Annotated in this window: 12 protein-coding genes; 10 read left to right on the forward strand and 2 right to left on the reverse strand. The window is 70.9% G+C overall.

The window, feature by feature from the left end:
- The first annotated feature begins 133 nt into the window (after positions 1-133).
- A complete protein-coding gene (gene mycP / locus ACFZB9_RS35890; protein ID WP_391454245.1) occupies positions 134-1,384 on the forward strand; it encodes a type VII secretion-associated serine protease mycosin in 1,251 nt (416 codons plus the stop codon).
- Positions 1,385-1,487: 103 nt separating this feature from the next.
- On the opposite strand, the gene ACFZB9_RS35895 is transcribed toward mycP, so the two are convergent.
- Positions 1,488-2,894, reverse strand: coding sequence for an APC family permease (locus tag ACFZB9_RS35895; protein ID WP_391454228.1), 1,407 nt, complete (start codon positions 2,892-2,894; stop codon positions 1,488-1,490).
- Between the two features lie 535 nt (positions 2,895-3,429).
- Positions 3,430-7,377, reverse strand: a complete 3,948-nt coding sequence (gene eccCa / locus ACFZB9_RS35900) for a type VII secretion protein EccCa (protein ID WP_391454230.1) — start codon at positions 7,375-7,377, stop codon at positions 3,430-3,432.
- 318 nt (positions 7,378-7,695) lie between these two features.
- On the opposite strand from eccCa, the gene eccD reads away from it, so the two are divergent.
- The 9 genes from eccD (at position 7,696) to ACFZB9_RS35945 (ending at position 18,727) form a co-directional block, all read left to right on the forward strand.
- Entirely contained in the window at positions 7,696-9,150 is a 1,455-nt protein-coding gene (gene eccD, locus ACFZB9_RS35905; protein WP_391454232.1) for a type VII secretion integral membrane protein EccD, read from the forward strand.
- 153 nt (positions 9,151-9,303) lie between these two features.
- Entirely contained in the window at positions 9,304-9,594 is a 291-nt protein-coding gene (rpsO, locus tag ACFZB9_RS35910) for a 30S ribosomal protein S15 (protein ID WP_184935315.1), read from the forward strand.
- 468 nt (positions 9,595-10,062) lie between these two features.
- On the forward strand, positions 10,063-12,273 hold the full coding sequence (locus ACFZB9_RS35915; RefSeq protein ID WP_391454234.1) for a polyribonucleotide nucleotidyltransferase: 2,211 nt from the start codon (positions 10,063-10,065) through the stop codon (positions 12,271-12,273).
- Positions 12,274-12,364: 91 nt separating this feature from the next.
- Complete coding sequence (locus ACFZB9_RS35920) at positions 12,365-13,714, forward strand: M16 family metallopeptidase (RefSeq protein ID WP_391454235.1); 1,350 nt, start codon at positions 12,365-12,367, stop codon at positions 13,712-13,714.
- 45 nt (positions 13,715-13,759) lie between these two features.
- Positions 13,760-14,506 carry a 4-hydroxy-tetrahydrodipicolinate reductase gene (dapB, locus tag ACFZB9_RS35925; RefSeq protein WP_391454236.1) on the forward strand — a complete coding sequence of 249 codons (747 nt, stop codon included), beginning with the start codon at positions 13,760-13,762 and terminating at the stop codon, positions 14,504-14,506.
- Positions 14,507-14,521: 15 nt separating this feature from the next.
- Positions 14,522-14,962 (forward strand): hypothetical protein, encoded by a 441-nt coding sequence (locus ACFZB9_RS35930; protein WP_391454237.1) that lies wholly within the window; start codon positions 14,522-14,524, stop codon positions 14,960-14,962.
- Complete coding sequence (thyX, locus tag ACFZB9_RS35935; protein WP_391454238.1) at positions 14,959-15,693, forward strand: FAD-dependent thymidylate synthase; 735 nt, start codon at positions 14,959-14,961, stop codon at positions 15,691-15,693. Before ACFZB9_RS35930 ends, thyX begins: the two co-directional genes overlap by 4 nt.
- A gap of 229 nt (positions 15,694-15,922) precedes the next feature.
- Entirely contained in the window at positions 15,923-16,837 is a 915-nt protein-coding gene (gene dapA / locus ACFZB9_RS35940; protein WP_391454239.1) for a 4-hydroxy-tetrahydrodipicolinate synthase, read from the forward strand.
- A gap of 204 nt (positions 16,838-17,041) precedes the next feature.
- Complete coding sequence (locus ACFZB9_RS35945) at positions 17,042-18,727, forward strand: ribonuclease J (RefSeq protein ID WP_391454241.1); 1,686 nt, start codon at positions 17,042-17,044, stop codon at positions 18,725-18,727.
- Positions 18,728-19,116: the final 389 nt, after the last annotated feature.

Consider the following 19,116-nt stretch of genomic DNA (forward strand, 5'->3'; position numbering starts at 1 on the left):
CAGGTGGGGCGGGTGTCCTTGGACGCCCGCCCCGTCGCGTGTCCGGGCCGCAGCCCTGGGCCGGACACGCAGCAGGACACGTTGGGCGGAACACGTTGGGCGGAACACGCGAGTCGAGGGGTGCCAGGTGGCGTTGGGGCGAAGGCTGAGCCGGATTGCGGCGGTCGGCGCGGTGCTCGGTGTGCTGGGCGGGACGGCCGCCGCGCCCGCCATGGCGGCGGATCCGCCGGGGACCCACTGGTCGCCGCTGAGCATCGCGGCGGCCGGCGACTGCACCTTCCCCGCCAAGGACGTGCCGGGCACCCCGTGGGCGCTGCAGCGGGTGCTGCTCGACCAGCTCTGGCAGAACAACACGGTCACCGGCAGCGGGGTGCTGGTCGCGGTGATCGACACCGGCGTGGACAACCAGAACCCGCAGCTGGCCGGCAAGGTGCAGGCCGGTCCCACGCTGCTGCTGGACAAGAACAACAACAACCAGCCGGTGGCCGGGGGTTCGACCACCGACACGGTCGGCCACGGCACCAAGGTGGCCGGCATCATCGCCGCCGCGCACCGTGACGGGGTCGGCTTCGTGGGCCTGGCGCCCGGCGCCCAGATCCTGTCGATCCGGCAGAACGACGACGCGGGCAGCGGCAACGTGGACACCCTGGCCCAGGCGGTCGTGGACGCGGTCAACGCCAACGCCCAGGTCATCAACATCTCGCAGGACGTCCGGGGCACCAACGGGGACAGCAGCTTCAGCGGCAGCGTCGCCCTCAAGAGCGCGATCGACCTGGCCGAGGCGCACAACGTGGTGGTGGTCGCGGCCTCCGGCAACGACGGCCAGGAGGGGGCGACCTATCCGGCCGCTTACCCCACGGTGCTCGCGGTGGGCGCCTCGGACCGCAACAACGAGCGCGCCTCGTTCTCCGAGTACGGCGACTTCGTCAAGGTCGCGGCCCCCGGCGTCGACATGCTCTCCACCGTTCCGGGCGGCGGCCAGTGCGTGGACAACGGCACCAGCTTCGCCGCCCCGTACGTGGCCGGGGTGGCCGCGTTGCTGCGCGGCGAGCACAAGGACTGGACGGCTCAGCAGATCCGCACCCGGATCGAGCAGACCGCGCAGCGCACCCAGCGCACCCCCGACAAGTACCTCGGCTGGGGGGTGGTCGACCCGGTCAAGGCGGTCACCGACACCGACCCGCCGGCCAACGCCCCGGTGCCCGACCCGCCGGTCCAGCTGGCCGGTGCGCCGATCCTGCCGCAGCCGCTGGGCCTGGGCGAGACCCAGGCCGACCGTGACCGGCGCACCGCCACCTATGTGCTCGGCGGCGCGGTCCTGTTGGTGGCGCTGCTCTTCGGTGGCTCCGTGGTGCTGCGCGACCACCGCCGCCAGCAGGGCTGAGGCTCCCGCCAGGCGGCCCGGACGGCCCGCGACAGCCGAAGCGGCCCGGACACCCCCCAGCGGGGCGTACGGGCCGCTTCGTCGCGCGCGGGGCCGGGCGGGCTCAGACCTGCTCGTCCTCCGGCAGGGTGATCACCCAGCGGGTCGCCTGGCGCGGGCGCAGGTAGAAGACCCAGTAGAGCGAGGCGGTGGCGGTGATCACGCCGGTCCAGATCAGCGCCTTGGTGTCCAGCTGGGTCAGCGTGTAGCCGAGGGCGATGATCAGCAGCACGGGCAGCACCGGCCACAGCGGCTGGCGCCAGGCGGGCGTGTCCTTGTGCGCGCCGCGGCGGGCGAACAGCGCGGCGACGGCGACCAGCAGGTAGAGCGCGGCGACCGCGACGCCGGTGATGTTGCTCAGCATCTGGCCGGGGACGAAGCACAGCACCGCGCCGGGGACGCCGACCGCGAGGGTGGAGACCCACGGGGCGTTGAAGCGGTTCAGCGTGCCGAAGGCCTTGTTGACCGGCTCCGGCCAGGCCCGGTCACGGCCCGAGGCGAACAGCACCCGGGAGTTCTGGATCACCATGACGATGCCGGCGTTGATGATGGCCAGCGCGATGCACAGGCTGATGAAGGTGCCGAGCGCCGAGTCGCTCCAGCCGGCCACCATGCCGGAGATGTCGCCGCCGGTCAGCGTGGACAGGTCGGGCGCGCCCAGGGTGATCGCGATGACCGGGACCATGATGACCACCGCGGACAGGCCCAGCGTCCACAGCACCGTGCGGGCCACGTTGCGGCGCGGGTTCTCCAGCTCCTCGGAGAGGTAGATCGCGGTGCTGAAGCCCTGGGTGACGAAGAGCGCGGTGCCCATGGCGGCCATCATCGCGCCCAGGCCCACCGCGCTGGTGGCGCCGTGGGCGTCGGCCACCACGCCGTGGAACAGGCTGCCCACCCCGCGCTGGCTGTGCGCGAAGCCGAGGATCGAGACGACGCCGGCCGCGATCACCTCCAGGACCAGGAAGATGCCGGTGATCCAGGCGTTGGCCCGCAGGTCCAGCAGGCCGGCCACGGTGGCGGCCAGCATCACCGCGGCGCCGGCCACCGGGCCGCTGACGTGCACGATCGGGGCCAGGTAGGCGGCCGTCCCGATGGCGATCACCGAGGGGACGATCATCACCACGATCAGCGACTGGATGAAGACCAGCCAGCCGGCGAACCGCCCGGCGAGCGTGCCCACCATCGCGTACTCGCCGCCCGCGCTGGGGATCAGGGTGCCCAGCTCGGAGTAGCAGAACGCCACCGCCACGCAGATGATCGCGCCGACGCCGATGGTCAGCGCGGTCGCGGTGCCGAGCGAGTTGAACAGCAGCGGCACGATGACGAAGAGCGAGGAGGCCGGCGTCACGCAGGAGAGCGTGAGCAGCGTTCCGCCCACGACGCCGAGCGAGCGCTGCAGCCCTCGGGAGGCCTCGGCGGTACTGACCGTCACCGTGGGGGTGGCGGCGGGTGGGCGAAGCGTGTCGGTCATGGCGGGTCCGATCGGCTCAGCGCGGCGGTGCGCGGTCCTGTGCGGTGCTGGGTGGGGAGCGATATCGCCTCCGCGACGTCTTCGATGCCCCTGCCTGGGGGTTTGGTCTGCCGGCTCCCTTGGATCGCCATGGTGCGGGGGCGTATAGCTTGCGTCAATGGCGGTTGACCTTCGGAATCCGTTGCGGTAATCCGCATAGGCATCCACATCTCTGGCCCGCGGCAGGCCCCCGGGATTGATGTCCGACTTGTTACCTTTGGCCAACGGCGTATGAATCAAAGGTGAACTCGGATTGCGAAGACCGATTCAAAGGTTGCGGTCGGCAGCGGTTGCCAGTGGTCCAGGCAGGCCCAGGCATCGCGACGACTCTTCGGACCGGATCGCGAGCACCACGAGAACCGCAGCTCGGCGGTGAAAAAACCTCGATAACTTTCCGGCTGCTGGACGGCGCACATGCCGAGGGGCCGGGCGGCGACTGCGCGCACCCGACCCCTCGAACACTGTCAGTGACGGCCGGCCGGCCGCCCCGCTCGGCTCACTGCTGCGGCAACCAGCCCGTCTGCACCATCTGCCCGCTGGTGATCCGCCGCGACACGAACACACCGCGGCCCGGCGGCAGCGCCTGCGGCTTGACGGTGCCCAGCAGCGCGCCCTCGTCCCGGTTGCCGGAGAGCATGACGCCCTGCCCGCCCAGCTCGCGCATCCGCTGCATCACCGGCTCGAAGAGCGAGCGGCTCGCGCCACCCGCGCTGCGCGCGACGATCACCCGCAGGCCGATGTCGCGGGCGAACGGCAGGAACTCGGCCAGCGGGGCCATCGGGTTGCCCGAGGAGGTGGCGACCAGCTCGTAGTCGTCGACGATCACGAACATGTCCTTGCCGCTGTACCAGTTGCGGTTGCGCAGTTGGTCGGCCGTCACGTCCGGGCCGGGCAGCCGGCGCGCGCAGGCCCCGCGCAGCATGTCCACGATCGCGCTCATCGCGGGCTGCGCGGCGGCGTACTCCACCAGGTACTCCGGCGGCACCGCGCCCAGCAGCGCGCGCCGGTAGTCCCCGACCACGATGCCGGCCTGCTCGGGGGTGTAGCGCTCGGTGATCTGCTTGATCAGCATCCGCAGCAGCGCCGACTTCCCGGACTCGCTCTCACCGAAGACGATGAAGAGCGGGTCGGTCTCGAAGTTGACGAAGACCGGCGCCATCTCGACCTCGTCCAGGCCGAAGGCGACCCCGCGCTCGGGCTGCTCGAAGCCCTTGGGCAGCGCGTAGCCGTCCAGCACGGCCGGCAGCATCCGCACCTGCGGCGCCCGCGGACCGCTCCAGGCGGCGTCGACCGCCTCCACCAGCCCGGCGACGCCGGTCACCAGGTCCTCCATGGCCGAGGAGCCGTCCAGGCGCGGCAGCCCGCTCAGGAAGTGCAGCTTGCCGCTGGTCAGGCCGCGGCCCGGGGCGCCGTTGGGCACGTTCTGCGCCACCTTGCGGTCGATCTCCGACTCCATCGGATCGCCCAGCCGCAGTTCGGTGCGGTTCTGCAGCGCGTCCTTGAGCGCCGGGCGGACCTCGGCGTAGCGGGCGGCGGTCAGCACCACGTGCACGCCGTAGCCCAGACCGCGGGCCACGATGTCGGTGATCACCGGCTCCAGGATCTCGTACTCCTGGCGGAGCGTCAGCCAGCCGTCGATCACCAGGAAGACGTCACCGAACTGTTCGTCCGGCAGCTGACCGGCGGCCCGGCGGGTGCGGTAGGTGCCGATCGAGTCGATGCCGGTGGCGCGGAACAGCTCCTCGCGCCGGTTCAGCACCCCGTGCACCTCGCTGACCATCCGGCGCACCTTGTCGGTGTCCAGGCGTCCGGCCACCCCGCCGACGTGCGGCAGGTCCTGCAGCGACTGGAACCCGCCGCCGCCGAAGTCCAGCAGGTAGAACTGGGTCTCCACCGGGGTGTGGGTGAGCGCGAAGCCCGCCACCATGGTGCGGATCATGGTCGACTTGCCCGAGCGCGGACCGCCGACCACCAGGCCGTGGCCGGCCGCGCCGGAGAAGTCCTGGTAGAGCACGTCGCGCCGCTGCTCGCGCGGCCGGTCCACGATGCCCACCGGCACCACGAGTCGGCCCAGTGCGCCGAACTCCGGCGAGGTCAGGCCGCGTTCGGGGGTGGCCTGGAGCGGCGGCACCAGCTGGTCCATGCTCGGCGCCTCGTCCAGCGGCGCCAGCCAGACCTGGTGGGCGGGCGGACCCTGCCCGACCATCCGCTGCACGATCACGTCGAGCACGGTGTCGACCAGCGCGTCGTCCAGCTGTTCCGGCTCGGGGGCCACCTCCTGCACCACCGCCTCGATCACCGGCACCTCGGCCGCGGTGAAGAGCACCGGCTGCACGGTGGAGATCCGGCCGCTGGCCCGCTGCTGGCCCGGTGCCCGGTAGGGCCCCGAGACGTAGGCCGCCTTGAAGCGGTCCATCACGTCGGTGCCGAACTTGAGGTAGCCGACGCCGGGCACCGGCGGCAGGTGGTACGCGTCCGGCACGCCGATCGCCGCCCGTGACTCGGCGGCCGAGAAGGTGCGCAGACCGATCCGGTAGGACAGGAAGGTGTCCAGGCCGCGGAGCTTGCCCTCCTCCAGGCGCTGCGAGGCCAGCAGCAGGTGCACCCCGAGCGATCGGCCGATCCGGCCGATCTGGATGAACATGTCGATGAAGTCGGGCTTGGCGGTGAGGAGTTCGGAGAACTCGTCGATGATCAGCACCAGTGAGGGCAGCGGGTCCAGCGCCGCGCCGGCCGCCCTGGCCCGCTCGTACTCGTTGAGGTTGGCGTAGTTGCCGGCCGAGCGCAGCAGCTCCTGGCGGCGGTTCAGCTCGCCCTCGATCGCGTCGCGCATGCGGTCGACCAGGGTGAGCTCGCCCTCCAGGTTGGTGATCACCGCGGAGGTGTGCGGCATGTCGGCCATGCCGGCGAAGGTCGCCCCACCCTTGAAGTCGGCGAGCACGAAGTTCAGCGTCTCGGAGGAGTGCGTCATCGCCAGGCCCAGCACCAGGGTGCGCAGCAGCTCCGACTTGCCGGACCCGGTGGCGCCCACGCACAGGCCGTGCGGGCCCATGCCCTCCAGCGCGGCCTCCTTGATGTCCAGGTGGACCAGCTCGCCGCCGGCCCCCACCCCGATCGGCACCCGCAGCTTCTCGTGCTGGGGACGCGGCCGCCAGGTGCGGGCGGTGTCCACCGAGCCGGCGTCGCCCACGCCCATCAGGTCGGTGAAGTCCAGGTTGGACAGCAGCGGTTCGTCGTCACCGCCGGCCGAGATCCGGTACGGCGCCAGCTGCCGGGCCAGCGCCTCGGACTGCCAGGCGGTCAGGGCGTCGGGGCGGCCCGAGTAGGAGGCCCCGGAGGCCGACTCCAGCAGCAGCTCCTCGGTGCCGACGGTGACCACCAGGTGCCCGGTCGGCTCGTCCAGGTCGCCCGGGACCACCTCGATCACGGTCACCCCGTGCACCCCGTCCACCGAGGCCAGCAGCGAGTCCTGGGGCACCGAGGCGCCGTCCAGGACCACGATCAGGTGCGGCTGCTCCGGCGTCGGCACGGCGTCGCGGCTGAACCGCTGGCGGCCCGACAGCTCGTCCTCCAGCAGCAGCTCCAGCTCGCCCAGGCCCGCCGCGATCAGCCGGCGCGAGCCCGCGCCGTCGTTCTGCTTGCGGTGCTGGGTGTGCGGCAGCCACTTGACCCACTCCCACTCGTCCAGCGCGCCGGGCGCGGCCGCGACGCCGAGCATCAGGTCGTCGGGGGAGTGCAGGGTGGTCAACTGGGCGATCATCGCCCGCACGTTGGCGTACACCGCGTCCGGGTCGCCGCAGACGGTGATGTGGTAGAAGGCGCGCAGCGAGACCGACAGCGGCAGTTCCTGCAGCGTGCCGTGGGCCTGCAGGAAGTTGCGCATCGCGTCGGCCGACAGCGGTTCCAGCTCGTCCATCGGCGCGGTCTGCGGGGCCACCAGGGGAGTGGCCAGCTGCTGTGCGCCGCGGCCCAGGCGGATCTGGGCGAAGTCCGGGTCGCTGGGGCGGCGCTCCCACAGCCGGCGGCCCTCGGCCACGATCGACCACAACTGGTCCGGCTCCGGGTGCAGATAGAGCTGCGCGCCGCGCTGACGCTCGGCGGTGCGACGGACCTGGCGGCGCATCTGCTGCAGGTACTTCAGGTAGTCGCGCCGCTCGTCCGCCAGCCCCGCGCCGCCGCCCTTGCGGGCCTTGACCAGCTGGGCGATGCCCATGCCGGCGGTGGAGGCCACCATCAGCATGCCCATGACCTTCATCATCGGGGCCGCGCCGGGACTGAACAGGAAGGCCGCCGAGCCGCCCATGCCGAGCAGCGGCAGCAGGCTCATCACCCAGTCGTCGCCGCCCCCACGGGGCAGTTCGGGCGGGTTGACCAGCTCCACGGGCTCGTCCGGAACCACCGGGGGATACGCCCGGGGCGGACGCTTGACCGTCACGACACTCATCTACTACCGCACCAGCCTCACGCGACTCGACGGGTCCCGAAGGAGGCGCCCCTGTGACTGCCCTGCCCCCGCCGCGGACCGGGGCGGTACCGCGGCGATCCATCCCGCCCCCGGCACGCGCCCTGCGCAGGGGCAGATCCTACCGAGCCCGCCGGGGTGCCGAGCGGGGGCGGGCCCTGCGGGCGTGCGGGACGTGCCGGACGGGGTCGGCCGGGGTGCGGGACGGTGACGCTCCCTCGGGCGGTAGGGTGACGCAGCGCCAACTCCGGTGGACGCGGCGCACGGTTGATGAAGGACAGTGAGCAAGGGGGAGCACCGGTGAGTTCGAACGCAGCGACCGGATTCTGTCGCGTCACCGTGGTGGCGCCGGACAGCCGGATCGATGTGGCCCTGCCGGAGGACGTGCCGCTCGCCGACGTCTATCCCGAGGTGCTGCGGCTCTCCGGCCAGACCCAGGCCGACGGCGACCCCACCGGCTTCCATCTGGTGCGCCGCGACGGCACGGTGCTGGACAGCGGCCTGCCGCTGGCCGCCCAGCAGGTGCGCGACGGCGACCTGTTGAGTCTGCGCCCGTTCGCCGAGTCGCTGCCGCCGGCCGTCTACGACGACGTGGCCGACGCCATCGCCAGCGCGGTCGAGGCCGACCGCCGGTTCTGGAGCCCGGACCTGATGCGGGCCTTCGGCCTGATCGGCGCCGGCCTGCTGATCGTGCTGCTCGGTTTCGCCCTCTGGTTCTCCGACCTGACCCACAACATGCACGGCCTGCCCGGGGTGCTCTCCGGCGTGACGGCCGTGGTGCTGGTCGCCTTCGCAGGCGTGCGCGCCCGGGTCTACAAGGACCACGTGGCGGCCCTCACCCTGGGCATCGCCGCCCTGCCGCACGCGCTGATCGCCGGCAGCGGCATCCTCGGCGTCGCGCACAAGTACGACGGGCCGGGGCGCCTGCAGTTCCTGGTCGGCTGCGTGGCCATGCTGGTGGTCTCGGTGCTGCTGATCGGCCTGCTCCCGGAGAAGGACTCGGTCTTCGTGGCCGCCGCGGTGCTCTCCGCCGCCGGCACGCTGGCCACCTTCGCCGCCGTGCTGATGCCGGGCACCCCGGCCGACCACATCGCTGCCGTGGCCGGGGTCGCGGCGCTCGCCGCGATCGGCTTCCTGCCGGCCCTCTCGGCCCGCTTCGCGCGGCTCCCGGTCGGCTTCAGCGCCCCCGGCCAGACCCGCACCCGCGGCAGCCGGGCCGGTGAGGAGAGCAGCCGGGCCGAGGCCGTGCAGTACGAGCGGATCGCCCACCAGGCCCGCCGCGGCCACGAGGTGCTGGTCGGCCTGGTCGGCGGCTGCGCCGCGGTGATCATCGGCGCCTGCACCGTGCTGGGCTTCGCCGACCGGATGTTCCCGCAGGTGCTGGCGCTGGCGCTGGGCATCTCGACGATGCTGCGGGCCCGGCTGTTCCGCTACACCGCACAGGTCTTCAGCCTGACCATCGCCGGGCTGCTGGGCCTGGGCATGCTGATCCTGGGCCTGTCGCTGCACACCCCGCTGTTCATCCTCAAGGCCACCAGCAGCACCGCCGTCGACCTGCGCACCATCTGGCTGGGCGGCTCGGTCGCGCTCGGTGCCACGCTGCTGATCGCGATCGCCCTGGTGGTGCCGCGGCTGGGTGTGTCACCGTTCTGGGGCCGGATCCTGGACCTGGTGGACAGCCTGCTGCTGATGTCGCTGGTCCCGCTGACCCTGGCGGTGCTCGGCATCTACACCCTGGTCCGCGGCGCGAGCTGACCGCCCGCTGCCGCCCGGTCGCGCCCCGCGGGCAGCCCTGGGGTGCGACCAGGTCAAACGGGTCAGTGGCCGGCTGGTACCCTGGGGCTTCCGAGTTCTCGAAGATCCTGTGCGGTAGACCAGGTTCACTCGGACACCCCAGAAGGAGTTGCCGTGGCCCTCGACGCCGCTGTCAAGAAGCAGATCTTCGCCGAGTTCGGTCAGAAGGAGGGCGACACGGGCTCCCCCGAGGTCCAGGTCGCCATGCTGTCGCGCCGGATCTCGGACCTGACCGAGCACCTCAAGTTCCACAAGCACGACCACCACAGCCGTCGTGGTCTGCTGATCCTGGTCGGCCAGCGCCGCCGCCTCCTGCAGTACCTGGCCAAGAAGGACATCGAGCGCTTCCGTACGCTCGTCGACCGCCTGGGCATCCGCCGCGGTGCCGCGGGTGGCGCCCGCTAAGACCGCCGCCTGGGGCGGCTCCCCACACGGGGAGCCGCCCCTCGCGCGTACCATCCCCCTGTAGGCCGTCCGTCCCGAAGGCGTCGCGCGGAGACACTCCGCAGACCCCGGGGACAGACGCAGGGTGCCAGAATTTCCGGTCCGCCTCCCAGGGCGGCCGAGATTCGCACCGTAGGGTTGTGGGCATGCCGGGTGGTGGCGCGACCACGCGCTTCACCCGAGCAGCACAACCCCACTGCGGGCCGAAGGCTTCAAACGGAAGCCGCCCGCATCCAGGAGAGCGTCCAGACGCCCACCGCTGAGCGGCCTGGCAGCCGAGAGGCGCCGGTCCTCGGTAGTGGCCGCCGGGAGTCCCACGAGTGGACGACCCGGGGGCTTCGATCGAAGACCGGCCCGGCAGGTCAGGGCCACCGGCAGGCAAGCGCGGGGACGCTCTCCCGGAGACGTACGAAAGAGGAGATCTTCCAGGTGGAAGAGAACGTGTTCTACGCCGAGGCCGTGATCGACAACGGTTCCTTCGGCACCCGTACCATCCGCTTCGAGACCGGCCGCCTGGCCCGTCAGGCCGCCGGTTCCGCCGTGGCCTACCTGGACGACGACACCATGGTGCTGTCGGCCACCAGCGCCTCCAAGCAGCCGAAGGAGCACTTCGACTTCTTCCCGCTGACGGTGGACGTCGAGGAGCGGATGTACGCCGCGGGCCGGATCCCCGGCTCGTTCTTCCGTCGTGAGGGCCGTCCCTCCGAGGACGCCATCCTGACCTGCCGCCTGATCGACCGCCCGCTGCGCCCGTCCTTCGTCAAGGGCCTGCGCAACGAGATCCAGGTCGTCGTCACGGTGATGGCGCTCAACCCCGACCACCTGTACGACGTGGTCGCCATCAACGCCGCCTCCGCCTCCACCCAGCTGGCCGGCCTGCCGTTCACCGGCCCGATCGGCGGCGTCCGTGTCGCGCTGATCCGCGGCCAGTGGGTGGCGTTCCCGACCCACAGCGAGCTGGAGGAGGCCGTGTTCGACATGGTCGTCGCCGGCCGCGCGCTGCCGGACGGCGACGTCGCGATCATGATGGTGGAGGCCGAGGCCACCGCCAAGACGATCCAGCTGGTCGCCGAGGGCGCCGAGGCCCCCTCCGAGGAGATCGTCGCCTCCGGCCTGGAGGCCGCCAAGCCGTTCATCAAGGTGCTGTGCGCCGCGCAGTCCAAGCTGGCTGCCCAGGCCGCCAAGCCCACCGGCGAGTTCCCGGTCTTCCTGGACTACCAGGACGACGTGCTGGCCGCGCTGACCTCCGCCGTCAAGGGCGAGCTGGCCAAGGCGCTGACCATCGCCGGCAAGCAGGAGCGCCAGAACGAGCTGGACCGGGTCAAGGCGGTCGCCGCCGAGAAGCTGCTCCCGGAGTTCGAGGGCCGCGAGAAGGAGATCAGCGCCGCCTACAACGCGCTGACCAAGAAGATCGTGCGCGAGCGCGTCATCAAGGACAAGGTCCGCATCGACGGCCGCGGTGTCACCGACATCCGCACCCTGGCCGCCGAGGTCGAGGCGATCCCGCGGGTGCACGGCTCGGCCCTGTTCGAGCGTGGCGAGACCCAGATCCTGGGCGTCACCACCCTCAACATGCTCCGGATGGAGCAGCAGCTCGACACGCTCTCCCCGGAGACGCGTCGCCGCTACATGCACAACTACAACTTCCCGCCGTACTCGGTTGGCGAGACCGGCCGCGTGGGCTCGCCCAAGCGCCGCGAGATCGGCCACGGCGCGCTGGCCGAGCGGGCGATCCTGCCCGTGCTGCCGACCCGCGAGGAGTTCCCCTACGCGATCCGCCAGGTCTCCGAGGCGCTGGGCTCCAACGGCTCCACCTCGATGGGCTCGGTCTGCGCCTCCACCATGTCGCTGCTGAACGCCGGTGTGCCGCTGAAGGCCGCCGTCGCCGGTATCGCGATGGGCCTCATCTCGCAGGAGATCGACGGTGAGACGCACTACGTCGCGCTGACCGACATCCTGGGTGCCGAGGACGCTTACGGCGACATGGACTTCAAGGTCGCCGGTACCCGCAACTTCATCACCGCCCTGCAGCTGGACACCAAGCTGACCGGCATCCCCGCCTCCGTGCTGGCCGCCGCGCTGAAGCAGGCCAAGGACGCGCGTCTGCACATCCTGGACGTGATGAACGAGGCGATCGACGCGCCCGACGCGATGTCGCCGAACGCGCCGCGCATCATCACCATCAAGATCCCGGTGGACAAGATCGGTGAGGTCATCGGCCCGAAGGGCAAGATGATCAACCAGATCCAGGAGGACACCGGCGCGGACATCACCATCGAGGACGACGGCACCATCTACATCGGTGCGGTCGACGGTCCCTCGGCGGAGGCTGCCCGTACGACGATCAACCAGATCGCCAACCCGACCATGCCGGAGGTCGGCGAGCGCTACCTGGGCACCGTGGTGAAGACCACGACGTTCGGCGCGTTCGTCTCGCTCATGCCGGGCAAGGACGGCCTGCTGCACATCTCGCAGATCCGCAAGCTCGCCGGTGGCAAGCGCGTGGAGAACGTCGAGGACGTGCTGGCCGTCGGTGCCAAGGTGCAGGTCGAGATCGCCGAGATCGACCCGCGCGGCAAGCTCTCGCTGATCCCGGTCGTCGAGGGCGAGGAGGGCGGCGAGACCGCCGCCGCCGAGTGACGCACCCGCAGTAGTCTCTTGCGGCCCGTACGCCCCTCGCGGCGTACGGGCCGCACCCTGTTGTTCTCCTGACCTGAAAGAAGGACGGCCCGTGGCTCAGGCTTCGGCGGCCAAGCAGCGCCCCGGTACCACCCGCACCCTGCTCAAGGGCGTGGACGGAGCCGGAATCGTGCGTCGCACCGTGCTCCCCGGCGGCCTGCGGGTCGTCACCGAAACCCTGCCGACGGTCCGCTCGGCGACCTTCGGCATCTGGGTCGGGGTCGGCTCGCGGGACGAGACCCCGGTGCTGAACGGCGCCACCCACTACCTGGAGCACCTGCTCTTCAAGGGCACCGAGAAGCGCAACGCGCTGGAGATCTCGGCCGCCCTGGACGCGGTCGGCGGCGAGATGAACGCCTTCACCGCCAAGGAGAACACCTGCTACTACGCGCGGGTGCTCGACACCGACCTGCCGCTCGCCATCGACGTGGTCTGCGACATGCTCACCGGCTCGCTGATCCGCACCGAGGACGTGGAGGCCGAACGCGGCGTCATCCTCGAGGAGATGGCGATGGCCGAGGACGACCCGGGCGACGTGGTGCACGACCTGTTCGCCAAGGTGATCTACGGTGACGCCCCGCTGGGCCGCCCGATCCTCGGCACCCAGGAGACCGTCCGGGCGCTGACCCGCGAGCAGATCGCCGGCTTCTTCAAGCGCCGCTACAAGCCCGAGCACCTGGTGGTGGCCGCCGCCGGCAACCTGGACCACCGCGCGGTGGTCAAGCAGGTCGAGCAGGCCTTCGCCGGCCTGCTCGCCAAGTCCGACGCGGCGCCCGCCGAGGCCCGCCGCGGCCTGCGGGCGACGCGCACCGCGGGACGGGTCGAGGTGCTCAACCGGCCCACCGAGCAGGCCCACCTGGTGCTCGGGGTGCCCGGCCTGCCGCGGCACGACGAGCGGCGCTGGGCGATGGGCGTGCTCAACTCCGTGCTCGGCGGCGGGATGAGCTCGCGGCTCTTCCAGGAGGTGCGCGAGAAGCGCGGCCTGGCCTACTCGGTCTACTCGTACTCCTCCTCCTACGCGGACAGCGGCGTGTTCGGCATCTACGCCGGCTGCCAGCCCAAGCGGGTCGAGGAGGTGCTGCGGATCTGCCGCACCGAGCTGGCCAAGGTGGTCGCCGAGGGGATCACCGAGGAGGAGCTGCGCCGGGCGATCGGCCAGATCTCCGGCTCCACCGTGCTCGGCATGGAGGACACCGGTTCGCTGATGAACCGGATCGGCAAGGCCGAGCTGGCCTACGGCCACCACCTGTCGGTGGACGAGATGCTGGAGCGGATCGCGGGCGTCACGCTGGCCGACGTCCAGGAGGTGGCCCGGGACGTGCTGGGCGCCCACCGGCCCTCGCTGGCGCTGATCGGGCCGATCGCCGACAAGCGGGCGGCCCGGCTCGCCGACCTCATCTGATCAACGCCCGCTGCTTCAACGCCCTCTGCCCTGAAAGGACACCTCATGACTCTGCGCGTGGCCGTCATCGGCGCCACCGGCCGGATCGGCTCGGAGGCCGTCAAGGCCGTCGAGGCCGCCGAGGACCTGGAGCTGGTCGCCGCGCTCGGCCGGGACTCCGCGCTGGAGACCCTGCTGGAGAGCGGCGCCGAGGTGGCCGTCGAGCTCACCCACCCCGACTCGGTGATGGGCAACCTCGACTTCGCCCTGCGGCACGGCATCCACGTGGTCACCGGCACCACGGGCTGGAACGAGGAGCGCCTCGCCGAGGTCGACCGCCGGCTCGCCGCCCGGCCCGAGGTCGGGCTGCTGATCGCCCCCAACTTCTCCATCGGCGCGGTGCTCACCATGCACTTCGCCCAGCAGGCGGCGAAGTACTTCGAGTCCGTCGAGGTGGTCGAGCTGCACCACAACCGCAAGGCCGACGCTCCCTCGGGCACCGCCACCCGCACCGCGCAGCTGATCGCCGCGGCCCGGGACGCGGCCGGGCTGCCCCGGCAGTCGGACCCGACCACCCACGCGCTGCCCGGCGCCCGCGGCGCGGACGTCGACGGGGTGCCGGTGCACGCGGTGCGGCTGCGCGGTCTGCTGGCCCACCAGGAGGTGCTTTTCGGGGACACCGGCGAGACCCTGACGATCCGTCATGACTCGTTGCACCACAGCTGCTTCATGCCCGGCATCCTGCTCGGGGTGCGCCGGGTGGGGCAGGTCCCCGGGCTGACCCTGGGCCTCGAACACTTCCTCGACCTGTGAGCCGGTGAACTGCGAATGACCTCCCGTACCGGTTTCTTCATCCTCGCCGCCGTGCTGCTGCTGACCGCGCTGGTCTGCGTCGGCGAGGGCGTCCAACTGATCGCCACCGGAAAGCCGTTCGGCATCGGTCTCGGGATCTGTGCGTTCATCATCCCGGGCATCGGCGTGTGGTTCCTGCGCCAGACGGTCAGGTTCGGGCGCACCACCGAGGCGATGTCGCGCGAGCTGGAGGCCGAGGGCGGGCTGCCGGTGGACGAACTGCGCCGCACCTCCGGTGGGCGGATCGACCGCGCCTCGGCCGACGAGGTGTTCAGCAAGCGCCAGGCCGAGGCCGAGGCGGATCCGGGCGACTGGCGGGTCTGGTTCCGCCTCGCCGTCGCCTACGCGGACGCCGGGGACACCCCGCAGGCCCGCAAGACCATGCACCACGCCATCAAGTTGAGGAGTAACCCGTGACCGACGAAGCAGCGGCCACCCCCACGTTCCGCAGCGACGTCACGGTGGAGCTGGTCCGCAGCGCCGCCACCGACACCGACGTGCTCTGGGCGGCCCGTGTCTCGACCAAGGGCGAGCAGTCCCTGGAGTCGCTGGAGCAGGACCCGGCGAAGTCCAAGGGCCTGATCAACTTCCTGATGCGCGACCGGCACGGCACCCCCTTCGAGCACAACTCGATGACCTTCTTCATCAGCGCGCCGATCTTCGTCTTCCGCGAGTTCCACCGCCACCGCAGCGGCTGGTCCTACAACGAGGAGAGCGGGCGCTACCGCGAGCTGCAGCCGGTCTTCTACGTCCCGGGCGAGGAGCGCAAGCTGGTCCAGCAGGGCCGGCCCGGCCGGTACGAGTTCGTCGAGGGCAGCGCCGAGCAGCACAAGACGGTGACCACGGCGATGGAGCGGGCCTACACCCAGGCCTACGCCGAGTACCAGGAGATGCTGGCCGCGGGCGTCGCCCGCGAGGTGGCCCGCGCGGTGCTGCCGGTGGGCCTGTTCTCCTCCATGTACGCGACCTGCAACGCCCGTTCGCTGATGCACTTCCTCTCGCTGCGCACCAAGGCGGAGAACGCCAAGGTGCCGAGCTTCCCGCAGCGCGAGATCGAGATGGTGGCCGAGCGGATGGAGGCGCTCTGGGCGCAGCTCATGCCGCTCACCCATGCGGCCTTCAACGAGCACGGTCGGGTCGCGCCCTGACCTGGCCGGATAGGCATATGGACGCATTGGCCCGGCATGTCTGGATTGCGACCGATTCGGGCGCTCCCTAGGCTCGGGACACGGATTCCGGCGCCACTTGAACCCCCGAGCGGGTGGCGCCGGAATCCTATGATGTGTCCGGATTTCTGGCAGGCTCTCAGGACTCCCGTTGTCCGAACCCTGGACCGGAGTCACGGTCTCCTTATCGGCTACGAGTATTTTTGGACCCATGGCTCCGACCTCCACACCGACAGCTGCCCTCGCCACCGCGCCCTTCGGCCGGGTTCTGACCGCGATGGTGACCCCGTTCACCCCCGATGGTGAGCTCGACCTCGACGGCGCCCAGCGCCTGGCGACCCACCTGGTGGACTCCGGCAACGACGGCCTGGTGCTCAACGGCACCACCGGCGAGTCGCCGACCACCAGCGACGCCGAGAAGGCGCAGCTCGTGCGAGCGGTGGTGGCGGCGGTCGGTGACCGGGCCCGGGTGCTCTCGGGTGTCGGCACCAATGACACGGCGCACAGCGTGGAGCTGGCCCGGCAGGCCGAGGCCGCCGGCGCCCACGGTCTGCTGGTCGTCACCCCGTACTACAGCAAGCCCCCGCAGGAGGGCCTGTACCGGCACAGCGTCGCGGTCGCCGACGCCACCGAGCTGCCGGTGATGCTCTACGACATCCCGGGACGGAGCGGCGTCGCGCTGAGCCACGAGACGCTGGTCCGGCTCGGCGAGCACCCGCGGATCGTCGCCAACAAGGACGCCAAGGGCGACCTGGGCGCCGCGGCCTGGGCGATCGCCCGCTCCGGCCTCGCCTGGTACTCCGGCGACGACATGCTCAACCTGCCGCTGCTGTCGGTCGGCGCGGTCGGTGTGGTGAGCGTGGTCGGCCATGTGGTCTCCGAGCAGCTGCGCGCGATGATCGAGGCCCACACCGCCGGCCGGGTGGCCGAGGCCACCGCCATCCACCAGAGCCTGCTGCCGGTCTTCACCGGTATGTTCCGTACCCAGGGCCTGATCCTCTCCAAGGCGGCCCTGAACCTGCAGGGACACCCGGCCGGCCCGGTCCGGCTGCCGCTGGTCGACGCCACACCCGAGGAGATCGTGCAATTGAAGCAGGATCTCGCCGCAGGCGGGGTACACCTGTAGCGAAGAGACGTGCGCGCCCCCGGCTCGCCGGACCCCCATCGCCGCACCCGGGGATCCGCCGCTGGACCGGAGCAGGCGCGAGGCGCAACAAGCCAGCCGCTCGGTGACGGGCGGATTGACCTGATAGGTAGCTAGCACAAGCCGCGCGCCATATGTCAGCGGGAGAACCCCGGGCATATGGCGCGCGGCGCGAAGGAGAGTCTTTTGAGCCACCCTCACCCTGACCTCGGCGCGCCCCCCGCGCTCGCGCCGAACGCGATCCGGATCACCCCGCTCGGCGGCCTCGGGGAGATCGGTCGCAACATGACCGTGCTGGAGCACGCCGGACGGCTGCTCATCATCGACTGCGGGGTGCTCTTCCCGGAGGACGAGCAGCCGGGCATCGACCTGATCCTGCCGGACTTCTCCTCGATCCGGGACCGCCTCGACAAGGTCGACGGCATCGTGCTGACGCACGGCCACGAGGACCACATCGGTGCGGTCCCGTACCTGCTCCGGGAGAACCCGGACATCCCGCTGATCGGTTCGAAGCTGACCCTGGCCCTGATCGAGGCCAAGCTCGCCGAGCACCGGATCCGGCCCTACGTGCTGGAGGTCGTCGAAGGCGAGCGCGAGCAGATCGGTCCCTTCGACTGCGAGTTCATCGCGGTCAACCACTCCATCCCGGACGCGCTCGCGGTCGCCGTCCGCACCCCCGCCGGGATGGTCGTCGCCACCGGCGACTTCAAGATGGACCAGCTCCCGCTGGACGGTCGCCTGACCGACCTGCCGGCCTTCGCCAAGCTGGCCGAGGAGGGCATGGACCTGCTGCTGGTGGACTCCACCAACGCCGAGGTCCCCGGCTTCATCCCGCACGAGCGGGACATCTCCGCCGCGCTGCGCAACGTCTTCGCCAACGCGGACAAGCGCATCATCGTCGCCTCCTTCGCCAGCCACGTGCACCGCATCCAGCAGGTGCTGGACGCCGCGCACGAGTACAAGCGGAAGGTCGCCTTCGTCGGCCGCTCGATGGTGCGCAACATGGGCATCGCCCGCGACCTCGGCTACCTCAAGGTGCCCGGCAACCTGATCGTCGACGTCAAGCAGCTCGACGACCTCCCGGACAAGGAGGTCGTGCTGGTCTGCACCGGTTCGCAGGGCGAGCCGATGGCCGCGCTGTCCCGGATGGCCAACCGCGACCACCAGATCCGGATCGTCGAGGGCGACACCGTGATCCTGGCCTCCTCGCTCATCCCGGGCAACGAGACCGCGATCTACCGGGTCATCAACGGCCTGACCCGCTGGGGCGCCAACGTCGTGCACAAGGGCAACGCCAAGGTGCACGTCTCGGGCCACGCCTCGGCCGGTGAGCTGCTCTACTTCTTCAACATCTGCCGCCCGAAGAACCTGATGCCGGTGCACGGCGAGTGGCGCCACCTGCGGGCCTGCGCCGACCTGGGCATCAAGACCGGCGTCCCGAAGCACCGCACGGTGATCGCCGAGGACGGTGTGGTGGTCGACCTGGTCGACGGCGTCGCGAAGATCGTCGGCAAGGTGCAGGCCGGCTACGTGTACGTCGACGGGTCCTCGGTCGGCGACATCACCGAGTCCTCGCTGAAGGACCGCCGGATCCTCGGCGAGGAGGGCTTCATCTCGGTCTTCGTCGTGGTGGACTCCGCCAGCGGGAAGATCGTCAGCGGCCCGACCATCCAGGCCCGCGGCTCCGGCATCGACGACAACGCCTTCGGGCCGGTCGTCCAGAAGCTGGAGGAGGCGCTGCGCAAGTCCGCCGACAACGGCGTGCTGGAGGTGCGCCAGGTGCAGCAGCTGGTGCGCCGCACCATCGGCAAGTGGGTGGCGGACAACTACCGCCGCCGGCCGATGATCCTTCCGGTCGTGGTCGAGGTCTGACCTCGCGTTCGACCGGCGTGACCGTCGCCGGACCGGCCCCGGGCAGCTCGGCTGCCCGGGGCCGGTTTGACTCCGGGGCCGCGGGTGCGTAATGTTCTCCGAGTTGCCCCGGCCGCAGGAGCGGTTCGGAGGCGAAACCCCCCGAACGAACAGTCTGACGGTTTTGTATGTCCTTTTCGAAGGAAATAGCGAAACTGAAACTCTGGTAGAGTCGGGGAAGCGGAAAGCCGAAAGGCCGGAAGCGAAATGTGGAAAGCGAAGCGGAAAAGGCACTGAGCCGGATCTGATAAGCTGGAAACACGAAAGAACGAAGCGCCCGGAGGGGCCACGGAAGTGGCTGCAAAGGAAGCGTCCGTTCCTTGAGAACTCAACAGCGTGCCAAAAGTCAA

This window comes from Kitasatospora sp. NPDC008050, assembly GCF_042957465.1.
Classification (GTDB): Bacteria; Actinomycetota; Actinomycetes; order Streptomycetales; family Streptomycetaceae; genus Kitasatospora.

Coding starts and splice junctions, on each gene's coding strand:
- ACFZB9_RS35895 (WP_391454228.1), bottom strand. CDS start 2,894: ATGACCGACACGCTTCGCCCACCCGCCGCCACCCCCACGGTGACGGTC.
- eccCa (WP_391454230.1), bottom strand. CDS start 7,377: ATGAGTGTCGTGACGGTCAAGCGTCCGCCCCGGGCGTATCCCCCGGTG.
- dapB (WP_391454236.1), top strand. CDS start 13,760: ATGACTCTGCGCGTGGCCGTCATCGGCGCCACCGGCCGGATCGGCTCG.
- ACFZB9_RS35930 (WP_391454237.1), top strand. CDS start 14,522: ATGACCTCCCGTACCGGTTTCTTCATCCTCGCCGCCGTGCTGCTGCTG.
- dapA (WP_391454239.1), top strand. CDS start 15,923: ATGGCTCCGACCTCCACACCGACAGCTGCCCTCGCCACCGCGCCCTTC.